Raw genomic sequence first — 24,380 nt, forward strand, 5'->3', positions numbered from 1 at the left:
TCGAGCCGGCTTTTCGCTGCGGGGCTAATTTATCTGTCGAGGGAGACACCGTCCATGAAACTGCTACGCATAGCGCCGATGGCTATCCTTGCCTGCGCTCTTGCACTTACGGCCTGCGCCAACACCGTTCGGGGTGTCGGCAAGGATGTCAAATCGACGGCGAGGGCGGTCAAAGACACCGTCGCCAATTGATCGGCGGCCGTCTCTCATCTGGGGACAAAAAAGCCGCGCTGCAAGGCGCGGCTTCTTTTTCGTCGCCCTGATGCCTTGGGTCAGGCCGAAGCACGCACGTTGTGCTTGCGCTTCATGAAATCCTTGGCGGTCTCGACCGCTACCGCCGCGTCGCGGCAATAAGCGTCGGCGCCGACGGCCTTGCCGAATTCCTCGTTGAGCGGCGCGCCGCCAACCAGCACGACGTAGTCGTCGCGAATGCCCTTTTCCTTCATCGTGTCGATGACGACCTTCATGTAGGGCATGGTGGTGGTGAGCAGTGCCGACATGCCGATGATGTCGGGCTGGTGCTTTTCGATCGCGTCGAGATACTTCTCGACCGCGTTGTTGATGCCGAGATCGATGACGTCGAAGCCAGCACCCTCCATCATCATGCCGACGAGGTTCTTGCCGATGTCGTGGATATCGCCCTTGACGGTGCCGATCACCATCTTGCCCTGTTTCGGCGCGCCGGTGGCGGCGAGCAGCGGACGCAGGATGAACATGCCGGCCTTCATGGCGTTGGCGGACAAAAGCACTTCCGGCACGAACAGGATGCCGTCGCGAAAATCCTCGCCGACGATACGCATGCCTTCGACCAGCGCCTCGGTAAGCACCTTGTAGGGCGCCCAGCCGCGCTCGAGGAGGATGTTGGTGCCTTCCTCGATCTCTTCCTTCAGCCCGTCATAGAGATCGTCGTGCATCTGCTGCACCAGCTCGTCGTCGGAAAGCTCGGAAAGGATGATCTCGTCGTCGGACATTTTTATCCAGCTCCTCACGGCATCGCGACTGTGTCGCAAGGCACAAAATAATGGTGTTCATACCTAACCCGCAACGGGCGGGTATCCATAGCTGATTTGCGACTTCCCGCAAAAGGAAAGCGACTGGAAAATCTATCGGTTTTCTTGTCGATTTTGCGACAGGCGTTGGCGCGGACGGGCCGTTTCGAATAGGGTGCATGGCTACGATCCGGGCAAAGCCGCGTCATGCGGCCGCAACGGTTACCGACCAGCCATAGTCAGGCGGGCCATATTCAGGGAAGAGCGATCATGAGCGAACACGCGGCAGTCGACCAGGAAGCGTCAAACGCGCGGCGTGGGCGTGGCGCCAGTGGCGGAGGAGCGGCGGCCAGGCGTGCGGCGCGCTCAGGCGGCGGCCCCGGCACCCAGCTCACCTATATCAAGCGCAAGATCAACGTCTACGAGGTGCTGAACGAGGAAGGCCTGGCGCTGATCGAGAAGAACACCGACACGGTGCTGGAAGAGATCGGCATCATTTTTCGCGATGACGCCGAAGCACTGCAGCTCTGGAAAGAGGCCGGCGCCGACGTCAAGGGCGAGCGCGTGCATTTTCCCAAGGGGCTCTGCCGTTCGCTCTTGAAGACCGCGCCGCCCATCTACACCCAGCATGCCCGCAATTCAGAACGCTCGGTGCAGATCGGCGGCAATGCGACGGTGTTCGCGCCGGTCTATGGTCCGCCCTTCGTGCGCGATCTCGACGGCGTCAGGCGCTACGCGACGATCGAGGATTTCCAGAATTTCGTGAAGCTTGCCTATATGGCGCCGTCGATCCACCATTCGGGCGGCACGGTGTGCGAGCCGGTCGACGTGCCGGTCAACAAGCGCCATCTCGACATGGTCTACGCGCACATCAAATACTCCGACAAGCCGTTCATGGGTTCGGTGACCGCACCGGAGCGCGCCGAGGACACGGTGGCGATGGCCAAGCTGGTGTTCGGCGACGACTTCGTCGAGAACAACACGGTGCTGACCAGCCTGATCAACGCCAACTCGCCGATGGTGTTCGACGAGACCATGCTTGGCGCCCTGAAGGTCTATTCGCGTCATAACCAGGCCTGCATCGTCACGCCGTTCATCCTGGCCGGCGCGATGAGCCCGGTGACGGTCGCCGGCACGCTGACGCAGGTCCTGGCCGAAGTGCTGGCCGGCGCCTCGTTCACGCAGCTGATCCGTCCGGGCGCGCCGGTGCTGTTCGGCACCTTCGCCTCGTCGATCTCGATGCAGTCGGGCGCGCCGACCTTCGGCACGCCGGAGCCGTCGCTGGTCTCCTATGGCGCTGCACAACTGGCCCGCCGGCTCGGCCTGCCGTTCCGTACCGGCGGCTCGCTTTGCGCTTCGAAAGTTCCGGACGCACAGGCAGCCTATGAGAGCGCCAACACGCTGAACTCGACCATTCTCGCCGGCACCAATTTCGTCCTGCATTCGGCAGGCTGGCTCGAAGGCGGGCTGGCCTCCTGCTACGAAAAATTCATGATGGATATCGACCAGCTCGGCATGACCCAGAAATTCTCCGAGGGCGTCGACCTGTCGGAGAACGGCCAGGCGATGGACGCCATCCGCCAGGTCGGCCCAGGCAGCCACTATCTCGGCTGCGACCATACCCAGGCCAATTTCCAGACCGCCTTCTACCGCTCGTCGATCGCCGACAACAACTCCTACGAGCAGTGGCTGGCCGAGGGCCAGAAGACCGCACCGCAGCGCGCCAACGATCTGGCGCGGCGCTGGCTGGAGGCTTACGAAGCGCCGCACCTTGATGAAGGCATTGATGAAGCCCTGAAGGATTTCATCGCCAAGAAGAAGGGGTCGATGCCCGACGCCTTCACCTGAAAGGAGCCCGAGTCAGGCGGGGCTAAAGTCGCCAACATCATCCACAAGGAAGTCTGGCGGAGTGCCTTCTCCGATCCGGACAAGAAGGGATGATTGCGTGCGCGGCATGATCGACGAGATCACGGCCGCGCTTGGCGCCAACGGCCTCATCCTGCGTGGCGGCTTTCTCTTTCCCGATGACGAGGGTGGCCCTGATGGCGCCTCGGGTGAGCCGGCAAAGTCTGTCCTGCTGGTAGGGCAGGCGGGCGCCGCGCCTTGGCCGCATTTCCTGCGCTGGCGGGGCCAGCAGCCACAGGCGATCGCCGATCCGCTCGACACCTGGTCGCGGGAGGTCATCGGCGAGGTGGCGCAAGAGTTTGGTGCCCGCGTCGTTTCGCCGTCGGACAAGCCTTACCTGCCGTTCCAGCAATGGGCTGTTCGGGCGGAAGGGCTGAGGCCGTCGCCGCTCGGGATCCTCATGCATCCGCAATACGGGCTTTGGCATGCTTATCGCGGCGCGCTGCTGTTCGAGGACGAGATAACGCTTCCGGAATTTCGGGAGACGATCCATCTTTGCGACACCTGCGTCGACAAACCTTGTCTGAAATCCTGTCCGGTCGCCGCTTATTCGACGGATGGTTTCGCCTACCAGGCCTGCCTCGCGCATGTGCGGGGGGCGAATGGCGAGCCGTGCCGGGCCGGTGGTTGTCTTGACCGCAATGCCTGCCCCTATGGCGCGCAGTATCGCTATCCGCCGGAGGTCCAGGCCTTCCACATGGCTGCGTTCGCTGGTCCTTAGCGCATCACGCGATCCCGCACGAAATGTTGACCGCCGGGCTCAGGGAACGCCTTGCCGTGGCGGCTTGCGCGGATATGTATCGCGCATCTGGCAAACGGAGCACGCAATGATGAAGCAGGACCTTCACATCAAGACCCGTGACGGTGTGGCGAAGGCAGGCCTGTTCCGCTCGGCCAAGGTTTCTTCAGCCAAGGCTGGCGTCATTCTCTACCAGGACGCCTTCGGTCCGCGCCCGGCGCTTGACCTGATGGCGGAACGGCTGGCGGGCGAGGGCTATGCGGTGCTGGTGCCCGATCTCTTCTATCGCAATGCTCCTTATGGGCCGTTCGACCCCAAGACCGCTTTTGTCGAAGAAAGGACCAGGGCGCCGCTGATGGCGCTGGTCACCGGCACGACGCAGGAAATGACCATCAGCGACAGCGCCGCCTTTGTCGACGCGCTCGCCGGCGAAGGCGTCACGGGACCGATCGGCACTGTCGGCTATTGCATGGGCGGGGCGCGGGCGCTCAACGCCGCTGCAACCTACCCCGACAGGGTCAAGGCCGCCGCCAGTTTCCATGGCGGCAACCTCGCCAGCGATGCCGCCGACAGCCCGCACCGCAAGGCGGCCTCCATCAAGGCGCGTGTGTATGTCGGCATGGCGGGCGTCGACCGGAGTTTCCCACCGGAGCAGTCGACCAAGCTGGCCGAGGCGCTGAGAACGGCGGAAGTCGACCATCTGCTGGAGAACTATGTCGGCATGGCGCATGGCTGGTGCGTGCCCGACCACAGTGTCTACGACGAAGCTGGAGCCGAGCGTCACTGGAAACGGCTGACGGCGCTGTTTGCCGAGACACTGACCTGAGTCTCGCGGCTATTCCCGCCTGTTGGCTGCCCGATCCGTTCGCGGTATCAGGGCGGTCTCGCTGAATGAGCGGGAGCCGCGCGGGAACGATCAACCTGATGCAATCCTATGATGTCGTGATCATCGGCGCCGGCGCCGCCGGAATGATGTGCGCCGTGGAGACCGCCAAGCGCGGCCGTTCGGTGCTGATCCTCGATCACGCGGCGGCGCCTGGCGAAAAGATCCGCATCTCCGGCGGCGGCCGGTGCAATTTCACCAACATCCATGCGAGCCCGAAGAATTTCATCTCGAGGAATCCGCATTTCTGCATCTCGGCGCTCAGCCGCTATACGCAGCGCGACTTCATTGCGCTGGTCGAACGCCACGGCATTGCCTATCACGAGAAGACATTGGGGCAGCTGTTTTGCGACGGCTCGGCGCGCCAGATCATCGATATGCTGGTCTCGGAAATGCGGGGCAGGGGCGCCGAGCTGGTATTGTCGACCCGCGTCGAGGCTATCGGCAGAACCGAGGAAGGGTTTGAACTCGCCCTCTCCACGGGCTCGGTTTCCTGCCAGTCCCTGGTCGTGGCCTGTGGCGGCAAGTCGATCCCCAAGATGGGCGCGACGGGCTTCGGCTACGAGCTTGCCGAACGGTTTGGCCTTGCCGTCGTCGAAACACGGCCTGCCCTGGTGCCGCTGACCTTCGACGCAAAAACGCTTGAGCGGCTTTCGCCCCTGGCCGGAAACGCGGTCGACGCCGAGATTGCCTGCGGCAAGACGCGGTTTTCCGAGGCGATGCTGTTCACGCATCGCGGCGTCAGCGGGCCATCCATCCTGCAGATCTCCTCCTATTGGCGCGAGGGCGATGAGATCCGCATCGCCATGCTGCCGGGCACGGATGTGGCTGAGCTCATCCGCGCCGCCAGGCGTGGCAATGGCCGGCAAGGGGTGCAGACCGTGCTGGCAAATCATTTGCCGAAACGGCTGGCACAAGCGATAGCCGAGCGAACCGGGCTGGACGGCAACCTCGCCGATCTTTCCGAGGCCCAGATCAAAGCCGTCGAGGCCGCGGTCAACGACTGGCGCATCAAGCCAGCCGGTTCGGAGGGCTACCGGACGGCCGAAGTGACGCTCGGCGGGGTAGACACCAACGGCCTCGACCAGAAGACGATGCAGGCGAAGCTGGTGCCGGGCCTGTTCTTCATCGGCGAGGTCGTCGACGTCACCGGCTGGCTCGGCGGCTATAATTTCCAATGGGCGTGGTCGTCGGGCTGGGCGGCGGGCCAGGCGTGTTGACGTTCAGGTGAGACCGGCCTGACCTCACTCGCCACGCCCTACACGCGAACGTCCAAATTCGAGAAAAATCTTTCCATCACCCCAAGGATTAGCCATTAGCCTTCGTCCAACAGGCAAATGATGGCGATGATGCTGGATGAGAGCGAAGCCTCCGACGCCGAACTGATCGGGCGGGCGAAGGGCGGAGACAGGGGGGCCTTCGGCAAATTGCTGGAGCGTCACTATGACTTCGTCTATCGCGTCGCCTATCGCTGGTGCGGCAGGAAGGCCGATGCCGAAGACATCGCCCAGGAAGTCTGTGTCAGGCTGGGCAAGGCGATCCGCGATTATCGCGGCAGCGGCGCGTTCACGACATGGCTCTACACCATGACGATGAACGCCGCGCGCGACACGATGCGCAAGACCCAGCGCGAGACGGTCAAGACCGAGGCCTATGGCGTCCATGCGCTGATTTCGGGCGAAGGCCCGGCCGAGGGTGAAGACCCGACCGAGGCGTTGTGGGCGGCGGTGCGGCAATTGCCGGACAAGCAGCGCGATGCCGTGATGCTTGTCCATGGCGAAGGCTTGAGCCACGCGGCCGCCGCCGAAGCGATGGCGATCTCGGAGACGACGGTTTCCTGGCACATCCATGAAGCGAAGAAACGGCTGAAGACGTTGATGCGTTCAGCCGGGGAAGTGTGACCATGGTCGACGACAACGAACTCAGAAAGCTGCGCAATGCAGCGGTACCGGCGCCGGGCGAGAGTGCGAAGGCACGCGCCTTCGAAGCTGCCCTGCGCGCCTACGATCAGGAAAATATTTCCGCCGTCACCCAAGGATCGGTCGGCGGCCTTCGTCTCACGGAGCGAGCACAAAAGCTCTGGAGCGAGATCATGCAAAAGAAACTCATTGCCATGCCGGCCCTTGCCGGGCTCGTCGCCCTGCCGATCGCCGGATACGCCACCTTCCATATGCTGAGGGAACAGCCGTCGCCGTTCGGCGGCGACGAGAAGATCACCGAGACGCTGGCCGACAAGCCGGCGACGCTGAAGCCAACCGCCGCCGAGCCGAAACAGGCTCCGACGGCGCTGGAGAAGGACAAGAAAGCAGACTTGGACGTGGAAAGCCGTGATGCCAGCGATGCGCTTGCGCCGGCCGCGCCGCCGAACTCCGAATCGGATGCCGCCGGTGGCGCAGCACAATCGAGCGCGCCGGTGAGCCCCACTGTATCGTCGAGGTTTGACCTAAAGACCTACAGCGGCAAGGAGGTGGAGTATGGGACTTTGCCGACCTCCAGGCCGGCCCCCGCACCCAGCGGTGAGGTTTCACGGGAGAGTGCCGGCCTCACGCCAAACGCGCCTAATGCCGCGCGGGACAGTCGCGTCCAGGGAGCCGAGCCCAAGCTTGTGGCCCCGCAGCAGCCGGCGGCCATCCCGGCCGACCAGATCGCGCCGCAGGAGGAAAACCGCGATCGCGTCCAGGATTTCAAGACCAATCCCGTGCATGCGGCACTGCAAGACCCGGTCTCGACCTTCTCGATCGATGTCGACACCGCGTCCTATTCCTTCGTGCGCGGCTCGCTGAAGCAGGGCTACCTGCCGCAAGCCGACGCGGTCCGCGTCGAGGAGATGATCAATTACTTCCCTTATGACTGGAAGGGGCCGGAATCGGCCTCAACGCCGTTCAACTCGACCGTCAGCGTCATGCCGACGCCGTGGAACGCGCACACCAAGCTGATGCACGTCGCCATCAAGGGTTTCGACATCAAGCCGACCGAGCAGCCGAAGGCCAATCTGGTCTTCCTGATCGACGTGTCGGGCTCGATGGACGAACCGGACAAGCTGCCGCTGCTCAAGTCGGCGTTCCGGCTGCTGGTCAGCAAGCTGAAGGCCGACGACACCATCTCGATCGTCACCTATGCGGGCGATGCCGGCACCGTGCTGATGCCGACAAAGGTTGCCGAGAAGGACAAGATCCTCAATGCCATCGACAATCTGCAGCCCGGTGGCTCGACGGCAGGCGAGGCCGGCATCAGGGAAGCCTACAAGCTTGCCCAGCAGTCCTTCATCAAGGATGGCGTCAACCGAGTGATGCTTGCCACTGACGGCGACTTCAATGTCGGCCAGACCGATGATGACGACCTGAAGCGGCTGATCGAGAGCGAACGCAAGACCGGCGTGTTCCTGTCGGTGTTCGGCTTCGGCCGCGGCAATCTGAACGATGAAATGATGCAGACCATTGCCCAGAACGGCAACGGCACCGCCGCCTATATCGACACGCTGGCCGAGGCCGAGAAGGTGCTGGTCGAAGATGCCTCCTCGACGCTGTTCACCATCGCCAAGGACGTCAAGATCCAGGTCGAGTTCAACCCGGACAAGGTGTCGGAATACCGGCTGATCGGCTACGAGACCCGGGCGCTCAACCGCGAGGATTTCAACAATGACCGCGTCGATGCCGGCGATATCGGCTCGGGCCATTCGGTCACCGCGATCTACGAGGTCACGCCCAAAGGCGGTGGCGGCGAGCAGATCGATCCGCTGCGCTACGGCCAGGCGACAGTCAACAATGGCGGCGTCGCCAATGCGGACGAATATGCCTTCGTCAAGATCCGCTACAAGCTGCCCAACGAGGACGTCTCGAAGCTGATCACCACGCCGGTGACCTCGGCCAACGAGATCGGGTCCTTCGATCAGGCGAGTACCGACCAGCGTTTCTCCGTCGCCGTCGCGGCCTTCGGCCAGAAGCTGCGCGACGAGGATGCGACCGCGAAGTTCGGCTACGACAAGATCGTGGAGATTGCCACTGCCGCCCGAGGAGCCGACCCGTTTGGGTACAGGTCCGAGTTCCTTTCGCTTGTGCGCCTTGCCTCGGCGCTGGGCGGCAACCGGTAGGGCGATGACGGCCGGTTTCTTTCAGATGATGGGATCGTTCTGATAACCGGCCGACGGGCGGTGAGGCAGGCCGGCGAGGGATCTTTGCCCTTGCCGGCCTTTTTTCGGATCTGTCGATATTCAGGTGAGACCGGCCTGCAAACAGTGGCTCCCTGCGCTTCCGGTGCTCACGTACTTAAGTACGCTCCGCTCCGGTTCTCGGAAGTCACTGTTTTCGGCTCGGCCTGACCTGAATCTCAACCGATCCAGGAGCAGCGCGCAGGATCGTTAAATTGCTCGGCATTTCCGGTACCGGATCGCAATTTCCTCTCGCTACACCGGTCATGTCTAAGGCTTGAGGGAGCCGGAATTGAAAATCACAACCATCGCCAACCCGACTCCGCCGGCCCGTGATGCTTCGGCGGGTTTATCAGCCCCGTCAGCCGAATCCAGACGCATCAGCGACGATGTCGCGCAGGCGCGCCACACCGCCATGTCGGCGCTGACCAATGACCGCTTCCGCGCCATGCTGGAGCAGATTTCTGATCCGATCGCTTCCGGTGCGCTGGCAACAATGCGCGGCGACAACGTGGTCGATTTCCAGTCGGCGCAGTCAAGCTACGCCGACAACAGCGAATAACCGCAAAAAGAAATCGCCTCAGGCGCGGCTGCGCCGCCGCTCGCGGCGGGCTTCGCTGGTCTCGGCGGTGTTTGCCGTCGCCACCTTGTTGCGCATCGGGCCAATGCGCTCGACGATTTTTTCGACGGTCGGGCGATCCGCCCTGGTGTGGGCGTCGAGCGCCTTGCGCATCGCGGCCAGATGCTGGAACGAGGTGCCGCAGCAGCCACCGATGATCTTGGCTCCGCCATCCACGGCGAGCCGGACATAATCGGCCATCAGTTCCGGCGTGCCGGAATAGTGGATCTCGGTGCCACGGAATTCGGGAATGCCGCAATTGCCCTTGACGATGACAGTCGCCTCCGGCTTGGCCTCGGTCATGTCGAGCAGCGAGGCCAGGATGTCGGAAGCGCCGACGCCGCAATTGGCGCCAACCCCGAGCGGCGCTTGCGACAGGCCGTCGGCGACGCCGTGGATGTCTTTCGGCAGCAGGCCCATCATGGTGCGGCCGGCGGTGTCGAACGAGCCGGTATAGGTGTAGGGCAGGCCGACGCGGATGGCGGCTTCGGCCGCCGCGCGGATCTCGTCGGGCGCCGACATCGTCTCGATCCAGGCGACTTCGGCGCCACCTTCCTTGAGACCTTCGATCTGCTCGGCAAAGGCGTCGACCGCTTCGTCATAGGTCATGGCACCAAGCGGCACCAGCAGTTCCCCTGTCGGACCGACCGAGCCGGCGACGATCACCTTGCGGCCGGCCTTGTCGGCGACAGCGCGGGCGATCTCGGCCGCGCGCTTGTTCAGCGCATGCACGCGGTCCTGCGCATGGTGCAGTTTCAGCCGGTGGCGGGTGCCGCCGAACGAGTTGGTCAGGATGATGTCGGCGCCGGCGTCGACGAAATTCTGGTGCAGGCTGGTGATGGTGTCGGGCGCGGTTTCGTTCAGCAGTTCCGGCGCCTCGCCGGCCTCCAGACCCATGGCGAACAAATTGGTGCCCGTGGCGCCATCGGCCAGCAGCACACCCTTTTCAGCCAGCAGCGCATCGATCGGATTGCTCGTCGTCATCGGATTGGCTTTCGTGTCCTGGAATTCGAACCGTGTCTTGGAATTCGAACATGTCTGGGAATTCGAACATGTCTGGGAATTCGAATAAGGATATAAAGAAGTCTTTATGTCCAGTCAATGAAAATGCGGTGCTGAGCGCTCAGGCAGAGCCTGATGCGAACGACATGCCGGCCAGGTTGCGCGCGAAGGCGGCCGCTTCGTGCGGATTGATGTCGGCGGCGCGGATCAGATTGTCGAAATGTTGGGTCAGGGCCTGGACCGGCTGGGTGGCGTTCAGCACCACATACATGTCGCCGACATAGATCGCCGCGCGATAGGGGCCGAATATGGTCAGCGGGATTGAATAGCGCATGCGGCCATCATAAAGGAACAGGCGGAAGGTCGGGTAGAGGTCGTCGAGCAGCGTCGCCATATGGGCAAGCTGCTGCTGGCGGTCGGCCGCCGGGAAACGGTCCCACACACCGAGGCCGCGGGCGAAGATCTCCAGCGTGTGGCGCGGCATGCAGACTTCCATGTCGGTTTCCGGCCGCCGGTTGTACTCGATGCGGTATTGCGTTTCGCTGGCCTGCGCCAGTCGGCTCCTGTTGGTGATGTTGGCTTCGTAGTCGACGAGCGCGTGGGTGCGCAGGAGATCGGGAATGCCGGCCGGCACATAGCGGATCTTGGTGCCCGCCGCTTCCGCGAACCATTTTGCGAGCAGCGTGCGGTCGAAACCGTCGGGCGCTTCCTCGATCTCCAGGCTCTCGCGGATTTCGCCGGTCACGCCCTCGTCCTGGCTAAGACCAAGCAGCCAGTCTAGCGACACTTTGAATTCGGCGGCGATGTTGAGCAAGGTTTCGGCGCGCGGCAGGCGGGTCGAGGCACTCGACAGCAGTTGCGACAGCGCCGACCTGTCGATGCCGACTGCTGACGCGAAAGCCGATTGGTTGAGGTCGGAGCGCGTCAGGAGGAGCTTCAGACGCTCCCGGAAGATTGCCGACAGGTCGCGCTTGTCCATCATCTCACTCCTTGGATCGGGAGGAAAATTTTTCGCCGAAGCGGCCGAAGAAGCGCTTCAGACGTAAACGAATCCCTAATACTGTTTACAATGTATAACATATGCAGCCAAGAATGCGCAGACGCAACATTTTGTGCACTTTGTCGCGTTGAGTGGAATCATATCTCCTGACACAATTCTGTCAGGAACCGGTTGGGGTTCCGGCGACTGAGGACAGTGGTCGATAGCATGACTGGCAAGAGCATCCGTCGAAGCAGCAGACCGGCCATCGAATGGCCGACCGTGGTTCTCGCTTTCTTCTGCTACGGCACATGGTTGGCCGCCGGCTTCTTCCTCTGGCCATCGTATCCCATAGCAGCGCTGATCGTCATGGCCGTCACGCTGGCTCTGCAGTCCTCAATCATGCATGAAGTGCTGCATGGTCACCCGACCCGCAACGGCCTCGTCAACGAAGCCTTCGTCTTCCTGCCGGTCGGCCTCGCCTGGCCGTTCCGCCGTTTCAAGACCATTCACCTGCGCCACCACGCGGACGAGCGGCTGACCGATCCGCTCGACGATCCCGAGAGCTATTACCAGGCGCTCTGGATGCACGAAGAAATGCCGCCGCTGATGAAATTCGTGCTGAAGGTCAACAATACCATGGCCGGTCGCCTCGTCCTGGGGCCATGGCTGTCCTGCATCGGCTTCTTCATCGATGACGCCAAGCACATGATTGCCGGGGACAAGGCGATCCGCAAGGCCTGGCTGCTGCACGCCATCGGCCTTGCCGTCGTGCTGCCGGTCGTGCAGTTCGGCTTCGGCATGCCGGTTTGGCTCTATGTGCTGGTGCCGGTCTGGCTCGGCCAGTCGCTGATCTCGATCCGCACCTATGCCGAGCACCAGTGGTCGGAGCATCCGGAAGGCCGCACGGTGATTGTCGAGCGCTCGCCGCTATCGTTCCTGTTCCTCAACAACAATCTGCACTTCGTCCATCACAAGAGCCCGACCATCGCCTGGTACCGGCTGCCGAAGCTGTTTCGTGACCGGCGTGAGGAATGGCTGCGGATGAACAATGGCTATGTCTATCCGAACTATTTCGCGCTGCTCAGATCCTATGCCTTCAAGGCCAAGGAGCCGATCGTGCATCCGGTTCTGCGGCGCGCGCCCGAGCCGGGCAGGGCGTTCAAGCCGCGCGTCAGGGCGCGCAGCATCAGTGGGCTTGGCAGCGCGCCGGTTCCCGCCGAGCCGCCCAAGGAATAGTATCCGCGTGTAGAGTGGATAGCGTGTCGGCCAATTCTGATTGGGCGCCGCGTTTTTGCGATCCTTTATCCCGGCATGGTGGTTTGATATCGGTATGAGCGAATTGATTGCGGCGTTGCCGATGTATGACTGGCCGGAGGCGCGCGACGAGGTCGACGCCCAATGGGCGTCGTTGCGCGATTCATTCCGGCGAAGGGGTATCGATGCGCCGCAATCCATCGTGCGCCGCAATGGCGACCTGCCGCCGGTGCCGGGCGGCATTCGGGACGGTGAAGGTAAACTCGTCGCGCCCGATCCGGCGACGCTGCCGCCGGACGAACTCGATTTCCACAAGCTCTGGATGCATCCGGCGCTGCTGTTCGCGCAGACCTGCTGGGGGCCGATGGAACTCGGTCTGTCCCGGCATGTGCAGGTGGTCGGTCAGCCAAGCTATGAAGCCTATGAAGGCGGGCAGGGCGAACTTTATTCGAGCGCGCTGGTGATGCGTTCGGGCGAGGGGCCGGAGGTTCGGTCGCCCGCCGATGGCAGGGCCTTGCTGCCGCTCGATCTCATCCGGGGCAGGCGCTTCACCTTCAACAGCCTCGATTCCATGTCGGGCATCATCGCGCTGACGCGTGACCTGAAAGCGGCCGGCGAAAACCTGGACATATTTTCATCGCGCAGCGAAAGCGGCGGCCATCGCGACTCGATCGTGGCGGTCGCGGAAGGCAAAGCGGATGTTGCCGCGATCGATTGCGAAAGCTGGGCGCTGGCACAGCGTTTCGAGCCGGCGGCGCGCAAGATCGTGATCGTCGGCTGGACGGGAAGGCGCAAAGGCTTGCCGTTCATCACCGCGATGACGACGCCGGAAAAGACCGTGCGGGCGATGCGTGAAGCCCTTGCCGGGCTAGCCGAGCAGCCTCGAATCCAACGGGTAGGTTGAAAGCTTTTCGTTGCCGGTGTCGGTGATCAGGATCTGTTCCTCGATCTTGACACCCTCGCGACCGCCAAGCCGGCCGATATAGCTCTCCACACACAGCACCATGCCCGGTTCCAGCACGCCGTCGGGTGTATCGGATGTCCAGTCGCTGGCATGCGGCAAGGTCGGATATTCGTCGGCCAGTCCGACGCCGTGGTAGAGCACGCCGTAGCGGGTTGGGAAGCAGTCTCCAGGCGGTACAGCCGAGCGTTCGACCAGTTCGCGAAACGAGACGCCGGGCTGCATCAAAGCGGTGTTGTACTCGATCTGGTCGGCGGCGATGCGGAACAGGTCGCGCTGTTCGTTGGTCGGCTTTGTATCGCCACAGAGCCAGGTGCGCGAGAGATCGGCGCAGAAGCCGTAGGGGCCGATCAAATCGGTATCGAAGGCGACGAGATCGCCGGCCTCTATGATCCGCGACGAGCATTCCTGGAACCACGGATTGGTGCGCGGCCCCGACGTCAGCAGCCGCGTCTCGATCCATTCGCCGCCGCGCGCGATGTTGCCGCGATGGAGTTGCGCCCACAATTCGTTTTCGGAGATACCAGGCTTGAGCGCCTGTTCCATCTCGCCCATCGCCGCCTCGCAAGCGATGATGGCGCGGCGCATGGCAAGGATTTCATCCGGCGACTTGATCAGCCGCGCGTTTTCCATCACCGCCTCGCCATTGCCGATGGAAATGCCGAGGCGGTGGAGTTCTTCAACGCCTTCCGGGTTGATGTGATCGACCGCGATGCGGTTGTTGCCGCCGCCATGCTCCCTGATCAAATCGGCGATACCGGCGGCCCAACGGCGGACTTTCTGCTCGGTCAGCTCGCCGCCATAAAGATACATCCACGACACGGCCGGCCGAACTTCGTCGACGATGCCGGAATGATCGGACAGGTGCTCGCAGGAAAAGTAGTCGAACAGCACCACCGGACCCTCGGTGGCGACGAAGCAATGCCGCGTCGGATTGTGCGCGACCCAGAGCTGCATGTTGGTCGAGTCGGTCGCATAGCGGATGTTGACGGGATCATAGAGCAAGGCGCCGGCGTAGCCGCGGCGCTTCAGCTCGGCGCGGATGCGCTCGAGCCGGTATTTTCGCATTGTCGGCAGGTCGGGCGCGCTAACACCCGCCGCCGCCCATTCCGCTTCGGCTTGCGCGCCATAGCCCAGCACATGCTGGTTGAGCGAAGCCGCCTTCTCGCGGGAGGCGTCGCGCAGCGCCTCGATCGAGCCTGATACAAACGGCATGATCTTGCGGTGTCGGCCGAAGCTTCCCTTTGGCGCCCCGCTGTCCATCCCGTCCTCAGGTCCGCATCTTCTCGCCGCTTGGGTCGAAGGGTGCCTCGACATTGATGCGGGCCGGACGCCGAGACCCAAGAATCTCGATCTCGAACAGCCCCGCGCTTTCATCCTCGGCAAGGGCGGCCGGCACATAGCCTTGCGCCATCGACTTTTGCACGTAGTGCGCATAGCCGCCCGATGTCACCCAGCCGACCACGCGCCAGTCGCCGTCGACGATGCCGCGCACGGCCGACGCGCCTTCGGCGGCCTTCGAGCCACGTATTTCCTTGCCCGACGTGTCGAAGCGCGGCGCGCCGTAGCCATGCGGCTTTTCAACCGTGCCGTGATCCTTGCCGACCTTGGCCCAGATCGGCTCGTCCCCCATCACGTCGGCATCGGCGGCATCGACGATGAAGGAGACGCGGCGCAGTTTCGGCCCTTGCGCCTGTTCCTTGGCGGCGGCTTCACGGCCGATGAAGTCGTTCTTCTCGAGCTTGATGAAGCGGTCCATGGAGCCTTCGAACGGCCCGTAGATCGGCCGCAACTCACGGAACCAGGTCGGGAAATTCTTTTCCAGGCGCATCGACAGCAAGGCGCGCATGCCGAAATCGACGATTCCGAATTCCTCGCCGGCGTCCTTGATCGCCTTGTAGACAAGGCGCTCATAGGCTGGCGCCATCCAGATCTCGTAGCCGAGGTCGCCGGTATAGGTGATGCGGTTGACCAGGCAGGGCGCGCCGCCGACCGCCATCTCGCGGAAATCCATGAAGCGGAAAGCCTTGGTCGAGATGTCGACATCGACCAGCTTCTGCAGGAGGTCGCGCGATTTCGGGCCGGCGATCGACAGGCCGACCAGTGTCTGGTCGAAACGGTGGATGCGGACCGATCCATCCTTGGGCAGGTGCTTTTCGAACCAGCGCATATGGTATTTCTGCGCTGCCGACGAGCCCCAGATCATGAAGCGGTCTTCACCGGCCTTGGCGATGGTGAAGTCGCCGATCAGCTTGCCGAACTCGTTGATCATCGGTGTCAGCACGATGCGGCCGGTCTTCGGCATGCGGTTGGTCATCAGCCGGTTGAGGAACTCTTCCGCGCCCGCCCCCGACACTTCGTACTTGGCGAAGTTGGCGATCTCGGTGACGCCGACACGCTCGCGCGTGGCGCGCACTTCCTCGCCGATCGGTCCAAAGTCGTTGGAGCGGTGGAAGGAGACGACGTCTTTCGGCTCGCTGCCCTTCGGCGCGAACCAGAGCGGGGTTTCGAGACCCCAGGAGTCGCCCATCACGGCATTGTTGGCGAGCATGGTGTCGTAGAGCGGCGTCGTCTGCGCCGGGCGGGCGGCCGGCAGTTCCTCGTTGGGGAAGCGGATCGAGAAGCGGCGCGAATAGTTTTCGCGCACCTTGGCGTTGGTGTAGCGCAGCCCAGCCCATTCGCCGAAGCGGGCGACATCCATGCCCCAGACGTCGAAGCCCGGATCGCCATGCACCATCCAGTTGGACAACGCCAGGCCGACGCCGCCGCCCTGGCTGAAGCCGGCCATGACGGCGCAGGCGCACCAGAAATTGGTCAGGCCCTGCACCGGGCCGACCAGCGGATTGCCGTCGAGCGCGAAGGTGAAGGGGCCGTTGATGATCTGCTTGATGCCGGCCTTTTCGATGCCGGGGAAATGCTTGAAGCCGATTTCCAGCGACGGCGCGATGCGGTCGAGATCGGGCGGCAGCAGTTCATGGCCGAAGTCCCACGGCGTGTTGACCGGCGACCACGGCTTGCAGGCCTTTTCATAGGTGCCGAGCAGGATGCCGTTGCGCTCCTGGCGGGTGTAGATCTCGCCCTTGAAGTCGAGCACACCGATCATTTCGCGGCCGGTCGACTTGTTGAACTCCTCGACCTCCGGCATCGGCTCGGTCAAGAGATACATGTGCTCCATGGCCAGCACCGGCAGCTCGACGCCGACCATGCGGCCGATCTCGCGCGCCCACAGGCCGCCGCAGTTGACGACATGTTCGGCGTGAACCGTGCCTTGTTCGGTGACGACGTTCCAGGTGCCGTCCGGCTGCTGTGTCAGGTCGACGACGCGGTTGCGCAGCACGATTTCGGCGCCGAGTTTTTTGGCCGCCTTGGAATAGGCAATGGTGGTGCCGGAGGGGTCGAGATGGCCTTCGACCGGATCCCACATGGCGCCGACGAAATTGGTCTCGTCCATCAGCGGGAACATCGCCTTGGCCTCGGACGGCGTGATCAGTTCGGTGTCCATGCCGAGATAGCGGCCCTTGGCGTGGGCAAGGCGCAGGAAGTCCATGCGCTCGGGCGTATCGGCCAACATCACGCCGCCGGTCAGGTGCAGCGAGCAGGACTGGCCCGAAATCTCCTCGATCTCCTTATAAAGCTGGACCGTATAGGCCTGCAGCTTGGCGACGTTCGGATCGCCGTTCAGCGTATGGAAGCCGCCGGCCGCATGCCAGGACGAGCCGGAGGTGAGCTCCGAGCGCTCGATCAGCATGATGTCGGTCCAGCCGGCTTTGGCCAGGTGGTAGAGCACCGAGCAGCCGACGACACCGCCGCCAATGACAACCGCTTTTGCATGGGATTTCATGAGGATAGTTCCGTTTTTGAAGAGATTGAATCGGAGGAATGGGACACGAAGACAAAGCGGAGGTCGGATACAGCGATGTTTTCGATCAGCTTGCCGTCAAGCGCGGCAAGGATGGTTTCACAGACGGAAGTGCGATGTTTCACGACGTCATGGCTCCAAAGGCGCAGGATCGAATAGCCCTGAGCGCGCATGAAGTCGTCGCGGCGGCGGTCATAGGGACTGTCCGCATGCTGGTGTCCGTCGACTTCGACAACAAGCCATTTTTCGCGGCAGGCGAAGTCAGCGTAGTAGGGTTCGATAGAGAACTGTCGCGTGAACTTGTAGCCGCCAAGCTTGCGGGCTTTTAGTTCGAGCCAAAGCAGTGCTTCCGCTTGATTGTCGCCTTGCCTGAGTTTTCTGGCTCTCTGGGTTGTGCCTGTTTTTCGGCGACTGCGCGTTTGAGGAGCGCCTTCCCCCACTCCGTCGCTGCTTCGCAGCGCCACCTCTCCCCCCTCCGGAGGGAGAGGAAGGGAGCCAACTGGGCTAGGCTCGCGCTTTTCCTCTCCCCCGTCGATCGGGGGAGAGGTGTCGAGCGAAGCTCGACGGAGTGGGGGTCGACTATTCATCGAATCCATACGAATGATCGGCTCATCAAAACGAACACTGCCGCTCAAAAATCGGTCGGCGCGCCGCCTTCGGCTGTGCGCTTCGCAACAAAGGCGTTGAGCTCCTCGCGGATGGCGGGATCCATGTAGGGCTCGTCATAGGAGGCCAGCCGCTCCTTCCACACCTTGTTGGCCTTTTCCATTGCCGTTGGCGAGCCGGCTTCCGCCCAGGTCTCGAAATTGCGCCAGTCCGAAAGGATGGGCGAATAAAACGCGGTCTTGTAGCGGTCCTGCGTGTGCTGGGTGCCGAAGAAGTGGCCGCCGGGGCCGACCGACTGGATGGCGTCGAAGCCGAGCGCTTCATCGGAAAGGTCAAGCGGGGTCAGGAATTCGGCCACCATCTGCAACAGGTCGATATCCAGAATAGTCTTCTCGTAGGAGCAGCGCAGGCCGCCTTCCAGCCAGCCGGCCGCATGCATCATCAGGTTGCCGCCGCCCTGCACCGCGCCCCACAGAGAGAACACGCTTTCATAGGCTGCCTGCGCATCGACGGTGTTGGCGGCGCAGGTGTTGGAGGTGCGGTAGGGGATGTTGTAGCGGCGGGCGAGCTGGCCCCCGACGAGCTGTGCCTTCATGTATTCGGGCGTGCCGAAGGCCGGCGAACCGGACTTCATGTCGACATTGGAGGTGAAGCCGCCATAGCCGACCGGCGCCCCCTTCCTGACCATCTGGGCGAAGGCAATGCCGGACAGCGCCTCGGCATTCTGCTGCACCAGCGCGCCGGCGATGGTGACGGGCGCCATGGCGCCCGAGAGGGTGAAGGGCGTGACGATAACGACCTGGCCCTTGCTCGACATCTGGATGATGCCTTCCATCATCGGCACGTCGAGCTTGAGCGGCGAATTGGTGTTGATGATGGTGAAGACGGACGGTTCCGCGAGCAATTGCTCATGGCTAATGCCGCGCGCGATGCGGGTGATCTCGATGCCGTCGACATTGCGCTCCTTGCCGAGCGAATAGATGTGGAACACCTTGTCGGTCAGCGTGGCGAGGTCGCGGATGCATTCGAGATGGCGCACCGACGGGTGGATGTCAGTCGGCTCGACCGGATAGCCGCCCGTGCAATTCAGGATGTTGTGCATCTGCGCCAGCCGCAGGAAATTGCGATAATCCTGCTGGTTGCCGGGCCGGCGGCCACGATCGATGTCGGAGCAATTGGGCGCCGAGGCCATCATCGAGATGATCAGATTGTCACCGCCAAAGCGGACATTGTGCTCGGGGTTGCGGGCATGGATGGTGAATTCGGACGGGCAGTTCGACACCAGCTCCAGGATCATGTCGCTGTCGAAGCGCACGCGCTCCGAACCCTCGCGTACGTCGGCGCCGTGAGCCTTCATGATGCTGCGGGCTTCGTCATGCAGGACGTCTACGCCAATCTCGCGCAACACCCGCAAGGAGGCGAGGTGGATCGATTCCAGCTCGTCCTCGGACACCAGCTTGGTCGGCGTCAGCGGATTTTTCAGTTGGCGGAAAGCCGGCTGCTCGAACGCGGCCGAGCCACCGGCGCGCTTGCCGGCGCGACCGCCGCGGCGGGCACGGTCGGGCGCCAATGCCGGTTCTGAGGGTTGTAGGGCGGCGGTCATGATGGTCCTCGTAGGATGCGATAACGGGCGGCATAATGGACCGGCGCCCCTCCGGCCATTGCGGAGGCGGCGACCACTAGAGCGAGGGAAGCGACATGCCGGAACGGCAGCCAGGTGGGCGCGACATCCGCCCTGGCCACGCCGGCGCGCCGGCAGGCGTCTGAGTGAGGCCGTCGGATGGTGCAGATTTAAAGAGGCGTTACAGTACCGTCTTTTACTTCTGACATACTTGCGCGTTGAACTGTTTTTGGAGGGACGCCATGCCTGACGTCGTCAAAGTGCGTGCCGCGACAAACAACGAAGTCGCGTTCCTTTCCTGGGATCTTGACGGGATGATCCCAGGCTGCCTCGGTTTCGAGATCGTGCGCCTCTATCCCGATACAGGCGAGGAGCGTTGCCTTGCGTCCTGGGTGCCCTTCAAGGGTCAGCGCAATCCCCGATGGATTCCTCAGGATACCGGTGTCTGGCCGGTGCAGAAGACATTCTGGCGCGATCTGACTGTCAGGCGCCGCCGCGACAGCATAGACGTCAGGCCGGACGGCGAGATGATCGCCTACCGCGTGCGTCCCGTTGGCGACATGAAGCCGGGTCTCGATCCCGTGCCGGTGCGCCCCGATCAGGTCGTCGACGGCAAACCCGCCTATACCGGACCGGCGCGACCCCTTGGCTATCTTGGGCAGGGCGCGGTCAGTTCGCCAATCTTCCTGGGCCAAATGTTCGGCAAGGCACGCGTTGCCTTCACCAACGGCGTGCTTTCGACGCAATGGATGTCGCATGCGCTGGCGGAAGCCGGTATCAAAGTCGGCCAGCGCGACAAGATCAGGGCGGTGCTGCATGACCCGACCAGCAAGATCCGGGCCTATCTGCATGGCGACGTGCCTGACGTGCTGACCAGCCTGTTGAAAAGGGCCAAGGCCGAAGGCGGCACCGTCAGGCTTGCGCTCTATGAGCTCGGCGACGACGAATTGTGCGATGCCATCATCGCAGCCAGGGATGTAGTCGAAGTCATCCTCTCCAATTCGGGCAGGGATGACCAGACCAAGGCCTGGGATACCGGCAGCGCACCCTACAGGAAGCGTTTGCACGATGCGGGCGTCGTGGTGACGGACCGCCTGTTCAACAACAACCATATCGGCCACAACAAGTTCGCCGTCTACCGCGACACCCAGGGCAATCCGCAAGCGGTTATGGCCGGCAGTACCAACTGGACGTCGACCGGCATATGCGGCCAGTCCAACAACGCTTTTGTCCGCGACGATCCGGCGATGGCGAAGGTGTTCGACGCCTATTGGGAACGCATGAAAGCCGATGTGTTTCCGCCACCGGCTTCGGAAAGTGCTGCCGGCCACGTCGCGCAGACGCAGGGCGTGCCGTTCCGCAAGGAGAACCACATGCCAAACCCGCTCAACGGCGCCTCGGCGGTGTTGGACGGCATGACGGTGTGGTTTTCGCCCAACGACCCGAACCGCAACAAGAAGGACATTTCGGTACGTCCGGTCGACCTCCAGGACGTCTTTGCCCGCATCAAAGCGGCGAAGCGGGCCGTACTGTTCCTGGTGTTCAACCCTTCGCTGCTCGGCGAAAATTCGATCGTAGACCAAGCGGTTGCGGCGGCGAAAGCCGATCCGAACCTCATCGTGCAGGGCGCGATCAGCGACGAAACGGCCATGCCCAACTATGTCGCTCCCACCAAGGATCCGGTCACCCACAAGTCGAACAAGGACGGCAAGTCGCCCTTTGTTTATCCGGAGAAGGTCTGGGAGGCCCCGAATGTCTCCATTGTACGGGCGGCGAACCTGACCGGGACCACGATCGCGACGGATTTCCAGGCCGAAGTGCTCACCGTCGGCCACGCGATCGTGCACGACAAGATTGTTATCATCGATCCGATGGAGGACAACGCCACCGTCATTACCGGCAGCCATAACCTCGGTTACAAGGCGTCCTACGAAAACGACGAGAATTTGGTCATCGTGGAAGGCGACAAGACCTTTGCCGCGGCCTATGCCGTGCACATGCTCGACGTCTTCGACCACTACAAGTTCCGGGCCTGGCGCAGGACGATCGGCAAGGGGCCTTCCGACGCTGACGGGATTGCCATCGACGACAAGTGGCTGAAGCCCTATGCGGACGGCAAGAAAGGCGCAATCGCCCGCTACTTCCCGTAGCCGTCGCGTTCTGCATCCAAGTTCATTCGGGACCGATTGGCGTCGGCCGGTCGGTCGATTTCCTTGGTGCAAGCGGATCTTCGGTTCGGCTCTTCCTTTCCTCTGGTCGAACCAGTAGCTAGTCGTGCTTGCTGGCCGATGGCCGCATTGACATGGATGACGGCATGGTCGCGACCGGCTCGAGCGAAGGCGAAGCGGGAACGCAATGGGCGGCGCTCGCGGGCGTCACCGCCGCATTAGCCATGTTCGGAGCGGCGCAAGGGTTGAGCTCGCCGCTGTTCACGCTCCTGATGCAGAAGCAAGGCATGTCGCCCGCCCTGATCGGCTTGTCGGCGGCGATGATGCCGGTTGGCCTGATTCTTTCGGCCTCTTTCGTGCCGGCTGCCGTGCGGCTGGTCGGGGCGCGAAACCTGGCGGTTGGCTGCTCGCTGATTGGGGCGATGTGCTTCCTGGCCATCTTCTGTCTGCAAGACTGGGTTGCCTGGTACGTCATCCGATTCATCATCGGCATCGTCATCAACCCGCTCTATGTGCTGGGCGAAGTCTGGGCGCTGTCGCTGGCGCCGCCGTCTCGGCGCGGGCGAGTGATGGGCGTGTTCAACACACTGATGGGCGCCGGCTATGCCGCCGGCCCCTTTACGCTCACTCTGGTCGGTATCGAGGGCTGGGCACCTTTCAGTGTCGGCATTGGCGGGTTTGTGCTTTGCGCCGTCATTTTGCGCCTTGTCTCCTCGAAGCTCGCCGGTTTCGAAGATGACGGCCAGCCTGCCGGCAGCTTTGTCGGTTTTGCCCGGTTGGCGCCGGCGCTGCTGCTGGCGGTGCTGGTCTCGGCCGCCGTCCAGCAAAGCACCTATGCCCTGGTTCCTGTGTTTGGGGCCGGCTATGGCTTGCCGGAGGCGGTGCTCGCCGCGCTGGTGATGTCGCTGTCGCTGGGCAACATCCTTCTGCAGATCCCGCTCGGCCTGCTCGCCGAACGCTTCGGTGGCCGACCGATGATCCTGGCCTGCGCGGTGGCGACGACCGTTTGCGCTGTTCTGCTCCCGCTGCTGATTACCACACCGCTGATCTGGGGCGTGCTTCTGGTGATGGGCGCGGTGGGCTACGGTGTCTATACGATGGCGCTGGTCGAACTCGGCAGCCGCTTCAGGGGTTCGCTGCTGGTCACCGGCAATGCGGCGTTCGCCTTGCTATGGGGTGTCGGCGGTATCGTTGGTCCGCCGGGCGCGGGCCTGCTGATGCAGGCGATCGGGCCGGTGGGTTTGCCAACCGTGATCATTGGCCTCGACGCTTTGCTGGTCGCGTTCGCGCTTTATAGATCGGCCAACCGCGGAGGGTCCTGACAGGGTCTGGCTGGAGCCGGGCATCCGTCCGGGCCGCGGGGCTTACCGCCGCCGGGCCGAACCGCTAAGTCTGCAACCGCGACAGCGTTATGGATCATGGACCTGGTGGATACGAGAAGCGACGAGACGATGCAATGGGCAGCGATCACCGGTGTGATCGCGACCGTGTCCGTTTTCGCCATCGCGCAGGGCCTGTCCTATCCGCTGCTGAGCTTCATCCTGCAGCGCCAGGGTGTCTCGCCCGCGATGATCGGCCTGTCGGCGGCGATGACGCCGATCGGGTTCATCGTCTCGTCGCCAATTATTCCAGCGCTGGCGAGGCGGTTCGGAGCAGGGCGCACGGCTCTGACTTGCGCGGCGCTTTCGGCTGTCGTGCTGGCGCTGATCGGCTGGACGCAGAACGTCTATCTCTGGTTTCCGCTGCGCTTGCTGATCGGCGTCGTGACCAACCCGCTCTATGTGCTCAGCGAAATCTGGGTAATCGCGCTGGCGCCGCCGGCCCGGCGCGGCCGCATCATGGGCCTCTATTCGACGATCATTTCCGCCGGCTTCGCGACCGGTCCGCTTTGTCTGCTCGCCGTTGGCACAGAAGGCTGGCCGCCGTTCCTTGTCGGCATTGGCGCCTTCGTGCTCTGCGGCATCTGCCTGGCGTCGGTTCTGCCACGGCTGCCCAGAGTAGACGAGGCCGGGCATCAGGTTTCGGTGATGGGTTTCATGCCGCTCGCCTGGCTGCTTCTGTCGGCGGTGGTCGTAGCCGCGGGCTTCGAGCAGGCGGTGCTGGCGCTGCTGCCCGTCTACGGCACGCATTATGGCATCGCGGAGGCTCGCATGTCGGCGCTGCTATCGGTCATGATCGCCGGCAACATCGCCATGCAGGTTCCGCTTGGCCTGCTGGCCGAGCGGCTGACGGCCCGTTTCGTGCGCTTCATCTGCGTCCTGCTGACGCTGTTTGGCTGCGTGCTTTTGCCGATGCTGATCGAAACGCCGCTGATCTGGCCTTGCGTCTTCGTCTGGGGAGCTGTGTCCTACGGCATCTACACGATGTCCATCATCGAACTTGGCGAGCGCTTCACCGGTTCGGCGCTGGTTGCCGGCAACGCGGCATTCTCCCTGATGTGGGGTGTCGGCGGCATTGTCGTCCCGCCGCTAGCGGGCGGCATAATGGATGTGACCGGTGCGAGCGGCCTGCCGCTGACGCTCGGCGCGATCTGCGCCGCGCTTGCGTTGGCGACGATTATCCGTCGGCGGGTGCGGTGAAGCAACGCCGCAAGGGCCGCGAAAGGCCGTATCGCACCTTGAATGTCAGCGCCGCCAACGCAATGT

General features: G+C 63.0%; 20 protein-coding genes. 13 read left to right on the forward strand and 7 right to left on the reverse strand.

Annotated elements, in window-relative coordinates:
• The first annotated feature begins 54 nt into the window (after window positions 1-54).
• On the forward strand, window positions 55-192 hold the full coding sequence (locus MESAU_RS17775; RefSeq protein WP_015317428.1) for an entericidin A/B family lipoprotein: 138 nt from the start codon (window positions 55-57) through the stop codon (window positions 190-192).
• An 80-nt stretch (window positions 193-272) separates the two neighbouring features.
• On the opposite strand, the gene MESAU_RS17780 is transcribed toward MESAU_RS17775, so the two are convergent.
• The gene (locus tag MESAU_RS17780) at window positions 273-971 is read right to left on the reverse strand and encodes a corrinoid protein (RefSeq protein ID WP_015317429.1); all 699 of its coding nucleotides are present in this window, start codon (window positions 969-971) and stop codon (window positions 273-275) included.
• Window positions 972-1,259: 288 nt separating this feature from the next.
• Between MESAU_RS17780 and MESAU_RS17785 the strand changes: the two genes are divergently transcribed.
• The 7 genes from MESAU_RS17785 (at window position 1,260) to MESAU_RS31515 (ending at window position 9,225) form a co-directional block, all read left to right on the forward strand.
• Window positions 1,260-2,837: a trimethylamine methyltransferase family protein gene (locus MESAU_RS17785; RefSeq protein WP_015317430.1), complete on the forward strand. Its 1,578-nt coding sequence runs from the start codon at window positions 1,260-1,262 to the stop codon at window positions 2,835-2,837.
• Between the two features lie 97 nt (window positions 2,838-2,934).
• The gene (locus MESAU_RS17790) at window positions 2,935-3,615 is read left to right on the forward strand and encodes a 4Fe-4S dicluster domain-containing protein (RefSeq protein ID WP_015317431.1); all 681 of its coding nucleotides are present in this window, start codon (window positions 2,935-2,937) and stop codon (window positions 3,613-3,615) included.
• Window positions 3,616-3,721: 106 nt separating this feature from the next.
• Window positions 3,722-4,459 carry a dienelactone hydrolase family protein gene (locus MESAU_RS17795; protein ID WP_083883026.1) on the forward strand — a complete coding sequence of 246 codons (738 nt, stop codon included), beginning with the start codon at window positions 3,722-3,724 and terminating at the stop codon, window positions 4,457-4,459.
• Between the two features lie 98 nt (window positions 4,460-4,557).
• Entirely contained in the window at window positions 4,558-5,736 is a 1,179-nt protein-coding gene (locus tag MESAU_RS17800; RefSeq protein WP_041163817.1) for a BaiN/RdsA family NAD(P)/FAD-dependent oxidoreductase, read from the forward strand.
• 120 nt (window positions 5,737-5,856) lie between these two features.
• Window positions 5,857-6,417: an RNA polymerase sigma factor gene (locus tag MESAU_RS17805; RefSeq protein ID WP_015317434.1), complete on the forward strand. Its 561-nt coding sequence runs from the start codon at window positions 5,857-5,859 to the stop codon at window positions 6,415-6,417.
• A gap of 2 nt (window positions 6,418-6,419) precedes the next feature.
• A complete protein-coding gene (locus tag MESAU_RS17810; RefSeq protein WP_015317435.1) occupies window positions 6,420-8,606 on the forward strand; it encodes a VWA domain-containing protein in 2,187 nt (728 codons plus the stop codon).
• A 349-nt stretch (window positions 8,607-8,955) separates the two neighbouring features.
• A complete protein-coding gene (locus MESAU_RS31515) occupies window positions 8,956-9,225 on the forward strand; it encodes a hypothetical protein (RefSeq protein WP_015317436.1) in 270 nt (89 codons plus the stop codon).
• An 18-nt stretch (window positions 9,226-9,243) separates the two neighbouring features.
• Here the strand turns inward: MESAU_RS31515 and bmt are convergent, their stop codons facing one another.
• Together bmt and MESAU_RS17825 are read right to left on the reverse strand one after the other, a co-directional pair.
• On the reverse strand, window positions 9,244-10,266 hold the full coding sequence (gene bmt, locus MESAU_RS17820; RefSeq protein ID WP_015317437.1) for a betaine--homocysteine S-methyltransferase: 1,023 nt from the start codon (window positions 10,264-10,266) through the stop codon (window positions 9,244-9,246).
• 139 nt (window positions 10,267-10,405) lie between these two features.
• Entirely contained in the window at window positions 10,406-11,263 is an 858-nt protein-coding gene (locus MESAU_RS17825) for a helix-turn-helix domain-containing protein (protein WP_015317438.1), read from the reverse strand.
• 228 nt (window positions 11,264-11,491) lie between these two features.
• Between MESAU_RS17825 and MESAU_RS17830 the strand changes: the two genes are divergently transcribed.
• Both MESAU_RS17830 and MESAU_RS17835 read left to right on the forward strand, forming a co-directional pair.
• On the forward strand, window positions 11,492-12,502 hold the full coding sequence (locus tag MESAU_RS17830) for a fatty acid desaturase (protein WP_041163429.1): 1,011 nt from the start codon (window positions 11,492-11,494) through the stop codon (window positions 12,500-12,502).
• A 94-nt stretch (window positions 12,503-12,596) separates the two neighbouring features.
• Window positions 12,597-13,424 carry a phosphate/phosphite/phosphonate ABC transporter substrate-binding protein gene (locus MESAU_RS17835; protein WP_015317440.1) on the forward strand — a complete coding sequence of 276 codons (828 nt, stop codon included), beginning with the start codon at window positions 12,597-12,599 and terminating at the stop codon, window positions 13,422-13,424.
• On the opposite strand, the gene MESAU_RS17840 is transcribed toward MESAU_RS17835, so the two are convergent.
• The 4 genes from MESAU_RS17840 to MESAU_RS17855 all read right to left on the reverse strand — a co-directional run bounded on the left by MESAU_RS17840 (window position 13,389) and on the right by MESAU_RS17855 (window position 19,549).
• On the reverse strand, window positions 13,389-14,744 hold the full coding sequence (locus tag MESAU_RS17840; RefSeq protein ID WP_015317441.1) for a M24 family metallopeptidase: 1,356 nt from the start codon (window positions 14,742-14,744) through the stop codon (window positions 13,389-13,391). The two genes, MESAU_RS17835 and MESAU_RS17840, sit on opposite strands and share 36 nt — an antisense overlap.
• Window positions 14,745-14,751: 7 nt before the next feature.
• On the reverse strand, window positions 14,752-17,322 hold the full coding sequence (locus MESAU_RS17845; protein ID WP_015317442.1) for a GcvT family protein: 2,571 nt from the start codon (window positions 17,320-17,322) through the stop codon (window positions 14,752-14,754).
• Window positions 17,319-17,804: an endonuclease domain-containing protein gene (locus MESAU_RS30295; RefSeq protein WP_015317443.1), complete on the reverse strand. Its 486-nt coding sequence runs from the start codon at window positions 17,802-17,804 to the stop codon at window positions 17,319-17,321. The genes MESAU_RS17845 and MESAU_RS30295 overlap by 4 nt, the downstream gene beginning before the upstream one ends.
• A 167-nt stretch (window positions 17,805-17,971) precedes the next feature.
• Window positions 17,972-19,549, reverse strand: a complete 1,578-nt coding sequence (locus MESAU_RS17855) for a trimethylamine methyltransferase family protein (protein ID WP_015317444.1) — start codon at window positions 19,547-19,549, stop codon at window positions 17,972-17,974.
• Between the two features lie 260 nt (window positions 19,550-19,809).
• On the opposite strand from MESAU_RS17855, the gene MESAU_RS17860 reads away from it, so the two are divergent.
• The 3 genes from MESAU_RS17860 (at window position 19,810) to MESAU_RS17870 (ending at window position 24,314) form a co-directional block, all read left to right on the forward strand.
• Window positions 19,810-21,717 (forward strand): phospholipase D-like domain-containing protein, encoded by a 1,908-nt coding sequence (locus MESAU_RS17860; RefSeq protein WP_015317445.1) that lies wholly within the window; start codon window positions 19,810-19,812, stop codon window positions 21,715-21,717.
• A gap of 164 nt (window positions 21,718-21,881) precedes the next feature.
• Complete coding sequence (locus tag MESAU_RS17865; RefSeq protein ID WP_015317446.1) at window positions 21,882-23,057, forward strand: MFS transporter; 1,176 nt, start codon at window positions 21,882-21,884, stop codon at window positions 23,055-23,057.
• A 96-nt stretch (window positions 23,058-23,153) separates the two neighbouring features.
• Entirely contained in the window at window positions 23,154-24,314 is a 1,161-nt protein-coding gene (locus MESAU_RS17870; RefSeq protein WP_015317447.1) for an MFS transporter, read from the forward strand.
• Window positions 24,315-24,380 lie beyond the last annotated feature (66 nt).

Origin of the sequence: Mesorhizobium australicum WSM2073, assembly GCF_000230995.2 — a bacterium.
Taxonomy (GTDB): domain Bacteria; phylum Pseudomonadota; class Alphaproteobacteria; order Rhizobiales; family Rhizobiaceae; genus Mesorhizobium; species Mesorhizobium australicum.

Bases quoted from the DNA above. Each gene is read 5' to 3' on its own strand.
- MESAU_RS17840 (WP_015317441.1), bottom strand. From the start codon at position 14,744: ATGGACAGCGGGGCGCCAAAGGGAAGCTTCGGCCGACACCGCAAGATC.
- MESAU_RS17805 (WP_015317434.1), top strand. From the start codon at position 5,857: ATGGCGATGATGCTGGATGAGAGCGAAGCCTCCGACGCCGAACTGATC.
- MESAU_RS17780 (WP_015317429.1), bottom strand. From the start codon at position 971: ATGTCCGACGACGAGATCATCCTTTCCGAGCTTTCCGACGACGAGCTG.
- MESAU_RS17870 (WP_015317447.1), top strand. From the start codon at position 23,154: ATGGACCTGGTGGATACGAGAAGCGACGAGACGATGCAATGGGCAGCG.
- MESAU_RS17845 (WP_015317442.1), bottom strand. From the start codon at position 17,322: ATGAAATCCCATGCAAAAGCGGTTGTCATTGGCGGCGGTGTCGTCGGC.
- MESAU_RS17835 (WP_015317440.1), top strand. From the start codon at position 12,597: ATGAGCGAATTGATTGCGGCGTTGCCGATGTATGACTGGCCGGAGGCG.
- bmt (WP_015317437.1), bottom strand. From the start codon at position 10,266: ATGACGACGAGCAATCCGATCGATGCGCTGCTGGCTGAAAAGGGTGTG.
- MESAU_RS17800 (WP_041163817.1), top strand. From the start codon at position 4,558: ATGCAATCCTATGATGTCGTGATCATCGGCGCCGGCGCCGCCGGAATG.
- MESAU_RS17775 (WP_015317428.1), top strand. From the start codon at position 55: ATGAAACTGCTACGCATAGCGCCGATGGCTATCCTTGCCTGCGCTCTT.
- MESAU_RS17865 (WP_015317446.1), top strand. From the start codon at position 21,882: ATGGTCGCGACCGGCTCGAGCGAAGGCGAAGCGGGAACGCAATGGGCG.
- MESAU_RS17810 (WP_015317435.1), top strand. From the start codon at position 6,420: ATGGTCGACGACAACGAACTCAGAAAGCTGCGCAATGCAGCGGTACCG.
- MESAU_RS17795 (WP_083883026.1), top strand. From the start codon at position 3,722: ATGATGAAGCAGGACCTTCACATCAAGACCCGTGACGGTGTGGCGAAG.
- MESAU_RS17860 (WP_015317445.1), top strand. From the start codon at position 19,810: ATGCCTGACGTCGTCAAAGTGCGTGCCGCGACAAACAACGAAGTCGCG.
- MESAU_RS17825 (WP_015317438.1), bottom strand. From the start codon at position 11,263: ATGGACAAGCGCGACCTGTCGGCAATCTTCCGGGAGCGTCTGAAGCTC.
- MESAU_RS17785 (WP_015317430.1), top strand. From the start codon at position 1,260: ATGAGCGAACACGCGGCAGTCGACCAGGAAGCGTCAAACGCGCGGCGT.
- MESAU_RS17830 (WP_041163429.1), top strand. From the start codon at position 11,492: ATGACTGGCAAGAGCATCCGTCGAAGCAGCAGACCGGCCATCGAATGG.
- MESAU_RS17855 (WP_015317444.1), bottom strand. From the start codon at position 19,549: ATGACCGCCGCCCTACAACCCTCAGAACCGGCATTGGCGCCCGACCGT.